The following is a 5629-nucleotide window of genomic DNA, read 5'->3' as shown; positions in this document are numbered from 1 at the left end:
ACTCTATAGAATTTTTAATTTATCTTCCTGTCGTATTTTTGCTTTACTGGTTTGTATTCAAACCTTTACGCTGGCAGAATCTGTTTGTAGTAATAGCAAGTTATGTTTTTTACGGTTGGTGGGACTGGCGTTTCCTGTTACTCATTGCCTTAACGACCTTTTGCAGCTATATGAGTGGCATACTTTTGGACCGCAATGAAGGAAATAGAAAAAAGCAGAAATGGATTAGTGCCGGTAACATAATATTGAATCTGGCAATTCTCTGTGTTTTTAAGTACTGCAATTTCTTTGGTGAGAATCTGGCAATCCTGTTAAGTGCTTTAGGATGGGAGGCAGACTGGGTAACTCTGGATATTTTGCTTCCTGTGGGTATCAGTTTCTATACATTTCAAGCATTGAGTTATACGATAGACGTTTATCAACATAAGATAAAGCCTACTTATGATATTGTTGCATTCTTTGCTTTTATCAGTTTTTTCCCGCAACTTGTGGCCGGACCTATTGAACGGGCCACAAACTTGCTTCCGCAGTTCTTGAAAGTACGCAGTTTCTCATATGAGCAAGCGGTTGATGGAATGCGTCAGATTTTATGGGGATTATTTAAAAAAATGGTTGTAGCTGATAACTGTGCCATAGCAGTAAACTCCATTTTTGCTGACTACCAAAGTTTGGACGGTTCTCATTTGCTTTTAGGGGCGATATTTTTTACTTTTCAAATTTATGGAGACTTTTCCGGTTATTCTGACATTGCAATCGGTACAGCCAGACTTTTCGGGATTAATTTGATGCGCAACTTTAATTATCCGTATTTTTCTAGAGATATTGCAGAGTTCTGGCGCCGTTGGCATATTTCTCTGACCACATGGTTTCGTGATTATATCTATTTCCCGCTTGGGGGAAGCAGATGCAGCAAATGGAAAACCATGCGCAATACAGCCATTATTTTTCTTGTCAGTGGATTCTGGCATGGAGCTAACTGGACGTTTGTATGCTGGGGGGCCTATCATGCTTTTCTTTTTTTTCCTCTGTTACTTTTAGGGAAAAACCGGAAATACACGGATGTTGTAGCGAAAGATCGTTTACTACCTTCTGTCAAGGAAGTTTTTCAGATGCTTATAACTTTTATGCTTGTTGTGATCGGTTGGATAATATTTAGGGCAGAAACCATTCATCAGGCATGGGATTACATTGTCTGTATGGTTACAAAATTTCATTTTTCCATGCCTGCACATGGAAAAGATCCTCTGATATATATTGCGATCCTTCTAATAATAGAATGGTTGCAGCGCCAAAAGCAATTTGGGTTACAGCTTGAAGAGAAAGGTATTTTCCGGCATCGGGCTGTTCGTTGGACTATTTATTACATTGTCTTTATTGCTACATTTCTACTAGCCGGGAAACAAGAAGAATTTATTTATTTCCAATTTTAACCAGAAAATAAAATGAAGAAATTTCTTTCTTATGTAGGAATCTTTTCTTTGTCGCTGATTCTATTAGCCGGAGGAATAGAATATATGTTGCGTCAGGTACCTAATCCCCTGGCCTATAAGCGGTGTTTACTGGAAAAGAATACACTTAACCTCAAAACTCTGATTATTGGAAGTTCTGTGGTTAATTGTAGTATTAATCCTGTTTTCCTGTCGGATAGCACATATAATCTGGCAATTTCAGGAGAATGGTTCCGCTTTAATCAAGCTTTGTTAGAAAAGCATATTGATAAAATGCCGAGTTTGAAGTTTGTGATTTGGGGAATTTGCTTTCATTCATTATGGACTGATGATTGTGAGGAGGTGGATGAAAGTAGTCTTATAAATCACAAGATTTATATGGATATAACTCGTGAAGAGGATTATTTTCATAATGTGGAGTTACCCTATCTTGGCTCGTTAGCTTTACGTAAATGGTCAAAATATTATATTCAGAGAAAGCCGACAGTGTTTTGTGATTCTCTTGGACTAGATCATAGTTACGATCATATTTACAAAAGTGCCAGATGGCTGGAAGATATTCCGCGTATGGTGAGAAACCAGCATAAACCTATACTGGCAGATAAAGATAGTAAACTTTATCAGAGCAATATCTGCCGTATGCATAAAGTTGCCGAGTTGTGCCATAAACGTGGGATACATCTTTATCTCGTAATGCCGCCTGTTCATCCGGAATACTACCGGCTGGCAGACAAAAAGCAATTGGAGTTAATCCGTAAAGCTGTTGCTGAGGTAGTTTCCTGTTGGGATAATGTCAGTTCCCATGAGTATTTTGACGACTGTCGCTTTACGGATGACGATTTTTATGATGGAAACCATCTGAATTCTGATATTGGGGCAAAAAAGTTCAGTACAATATTAAAAAACGACTTATCTGTCGCAGGATATAATTGAGAGACGTGCATGTACAGGCTTTAAACGAGCAGAGACCATGAAAATCATGGTCTCTATTATATCCGGGATTCTGTTTTACGGCAATATGCTTCCGTCTTCTCCGATTTTCAGGTAACGGTCGTTGGGTTCCTGATCGATTTCCACCAGGTAATAATCCGTGTCCGGGGTGTCGATGAAGTCCACATCGTCCACTTTGGCCGTTCCTGCTTCCCGGCTGATTGTTGTTTTCACTGCTTCAGGCAGTTTTCCGGAATGATACAGACCGATCACTTCGAACTCTGTCCGCAGCCATTGTGCGCTCTGGCTGAAGTAGGCTGTAGCTTCAATGCCTGTATAAGTCGCATCGCTGTAGTAGAAATCTGCTTTGTATTCTCCGCGGTCCAGCTCCCATTCCGTGACGCGGGTGTCCGGATACTTGGCGTCAAAAGCCTTCTGGATATCCGTTGGGGCCTGTGCCAGGTCTTTATCGTCGTTGTCACAGCTCTGTAAGCCAATCATAGCGGTTGCCATGCATGCAATCCATGCAAAGTGTTTCATTTGTTTCTTCATATCTTCTTCTGTTAAGTTTACAGTGCAAAGGTAGACGTGAAATCTGAAAAGATTCTGAACTCTGGCAAAATTTGCTCAAACTTTTGCCAGAAACCATTTTTTCACCTATCTTTGGTAAACTTCTTGGCTTTGTGACTTTTTCTGACAGGAAGCAGGAAGGAAGAAACGCAAATGAACGGCAATAATGTGATTTTGGACGTATGAAGAAACTATATTTCATCATCAGCTTGTTTTTGATAACCTTGTTGAACCTGCTTCCTGTGCAGGCCCAGAAAGTAGGGCTTGTGCTGAGTGGCGGAGGAGCGAAAGGACTGACTCATATCGGGATCATCCGTGCCCTGGAAGAAAACAATATTCCGATTGACTATATTACGGGTACCTCCATGGGAGCCATTATCGGTTCTCTCTATGCCATGGGATATTCGCCTGACGATATGGAGAAACTGATCAAGTCGGAAGACTTCAAACGCTGGTATACCGGAAACATCGAAGAGCGCTACATTTATTATTTCAAGCGGAATCCGCCTACCCCGGAATTTCTGAACATCCGGGTGTCCCTGCGTAATCCGCTTCATAAGGTCAAAACCCAGTTTCTGCCTTCGAGTGTGGTCAATCCGGTCCAGATGAACATTGCCTTTGTGGAACTGTTCGGACAGGCCACGGCGGTGTGTCATGGAGATTTCGACAAGCTTTTTGTACCTTTCCGCTGTGTCGGATCGGATGTACACAACAAGCGTCCGTTGATCTTCAACGAGGGAGATCTGGGTGATGCAGTACGGGCTTCCATGAGTTTTCCTGCCATGTTCAAGCCTATTGAAATAGATTCCGTACTGGTGTATGACGGTGGTATCTACAACAATTTCCCCGTGAATATCATGACGGAGGACTTCCATCCGGATATAATTATCGGAAGCGTGGTCAGTTCCAATCCCGGCAAGCCTAAGGAAGGTGACATCATGGGGCAGCTGGAAAACATGATCATGCAGAAAACGGACTATACGGTTCCTGATTCTCTCGGCATTCTGATGACTTTCAAGTATGATGACGTCAGCCTGATGGACTTTGACCGTTTCGACGAACTTCACGATAATGGCTATAAGCGGACTATTGAACTGATGGATTCGATCAAGAGCCGCATTTCCCGGCGCATCAATCTTCGTCAGCTGGAACGGAAGCGGGTGGCATTCCGGAATGCCATGCCGGAACTTCGTTTCCGCAAGATTGTGATTCATGGGGCAAACGACCAGCAGAAACGTTACATCCGCAGGGAGTTTCATTCCCACGACCAGGAAATCTTTACGCTGGAGGATTTCCGGCGGGGCTATTTCCGGCTGATTTCCGATAACATGATCTCTGAAATCATTCCGCATGCTGTCTATAATCCGATGGACCGTACGTACGATCTCGATCTGAAAGTGAAGCTTGAGGATGATCTGTCGCTCCGTGTGGGAGGTAACGTGGGATCCAACGGCTCCAATCAGATTTATGTCGGGGCAACTTATCATAACCTGAATAATTTTTCGAAGGAAGTGGCGCTTGATGCGCAGTTCGGGCAGATCTACAATAATCTGCAGGTGTCCGGCCGTATAGATATCCCGACAGGAATTCCCACGTCATACCGGATAGTAGGCTCTCTTTCATCGTTCGACTATCTGACGAACGGCAAGTTCTTCAATGCAGGGAATGACCCGATTTTCAACAAAAAAGACGAACAGTTTGTCAAGCTGATGGTATCCCTTCCCTTTCTGAGCCGCCAGAAGGCAGAATTCAGTGTGGGAGTAGCAGGGATGGAAGATCAGTATTTCCAGACCAAGGTCATTGATTTTACCAATGCGAAGCGGGATGCCAGTAATTATACAATTTTCGGAGGCTCGGTGGCTCTTGACGGCAATACGCTGAACAGCCGGCAATATGCTACCTCCGGACGCAGGGAACGGCTCGCTGCCCATTTTTATACGGGTACGGAGCATTACAGGGCCGGTATGGGAGAAGATCCGCATCAGGGAGGATATGAATATATCCAGTCATGGCTGCAACTGTCGTACGAGATGGAGCGGTATTTCAACTTCCGGCATAATTTCACGCTGGGTACTTATATCAAGGGATATTATTCTTCGCGGAACTTCAGTCATAATTACCGGGCTACCATGATGCAGGCCGGTGAGTTTACCCCTACCTATCACAGCAAGACAACCTATAATGAGGCTTTCCGGGCCAATCAGTTCATCGGAGGAGGGATTATGCCCATTTATCAGTTGAACACGGTGTTTCATGCACGACTTGGTCTGTATGGCTTTGTACCGATTTTCCCGATCATTCCGGATGAAAGCAACAAGGCAAGCTATGGAAAGCTCTTTCATGGCTTTGAATATATGGGAGAACTGGCCTTGGTTGTAAAACTGCCGTTCGGGGTGGTAAGTGCCTACCTAAATCATTATAGTTCACCGGAAAAGAACTGGAATTTCGGCCTCACACTGGGTTGGCAGATATTCGGAGCGAAGTTCACGGATTAATTTTTTTGAAAAAAAGTTCCAGGAATATTTGGAAGTTTCACAAGAAGTCCATACCTTTGCACCCGTCAAACAAAAAGACATGGCCGCGTAGCTCAACTGAATAGAGTAGCTGACTACGGATCAGCCGGTTACAGGTTTGAATCCTGTCGCGGTCACTCTTTTTTCTTTGAAATGTTTGGAAGTTTT

General features: G+C 43.4%; 4 protein-coding genes and 1 tRNA gene. 4 read left to right on the top strand and 1 reads right to left on the bottom strand.

The window, feature by feature from the left end; all coding sequences use genetic code 11:
- Together BACCOPRO_RS11450 and BACCOPRO_RS11445 are read left to right on the top strand one after the other, a co-directional pair.
- Positions 1–1430 (top strand): MBOAT family O-acyltransferase (locus BACCOPRO_RS11450; protein WP_008143811.1); only part of this gene is annotated, 1430 nt, incomplete at its 5' end.
- 12 nt (positions 1431–1442) lie between these two features.
- Positions 1443–2381: a hypothetical protein gene (locus BACCOPRO_RS11445; protein ID WP_008143808.1), complete on the top strand. Its 939-nt coding sequence runs from the start codon at positions 1443–1445 to the stop codon at positions 2379–2381.
- Between the two features lie 75 nt (positions 2382–2456).
- Here BACCOPRO_RS11445 and BACCOPRO_RS11440 read toward each other — a convergent pair whose 3' ends face one another.
- Positions 2457–2930, bottom strand: a complete 474-nt coding sequence (locus BACCOPRO_RS11440) for a PepSY-like domain-containing protein (RefSeq protein ID WP_008143806.1) — start codon at positions 2928–2930, stop codon at positions 2457–2459.
- Positions 2931–3130: 200 nt separating this feature from the next.
- Between BACCOPRO_RS11440 and BACCOPRO_RS11435 the strand changes: the two genes are divergently transcribed.
- Positions 3131–5443, top strand: coding sequence for a patatin-like phospholipase family protein (locus BACCOPRO_RS11435; RefSeq protein ID WP_008143804.1), 2313 nt, complete (start codon positions 3131–3133; stop codon positions 5441–5443).
- Positions 5444–5524: 81 nt separating this feature from the next.
- Positions 5525–5598: transfer RNA gene (locus BACCOPRO_RS11430), tRNA-Arg, on the top strand.
- Positions 5599–5629: the final 31 nt, after the last annotated feature.

It is taken from the genome of Phocaeicola coprophilus DSM 18228 = JCM 13818, assembly GCF_000157915.1.
Classification (GTDB): domain Bacteria; phylum Bacteroidota; class Bacteroidia; order Bacteroidales; family Bacteroidaceae; genus Phocaeicola; species Phocaeicola coprophilus.
Note: the sequence above shows the minus strand (reverse complement) of the source record. Positions and strands in the feature narration are given on the sequence as shown.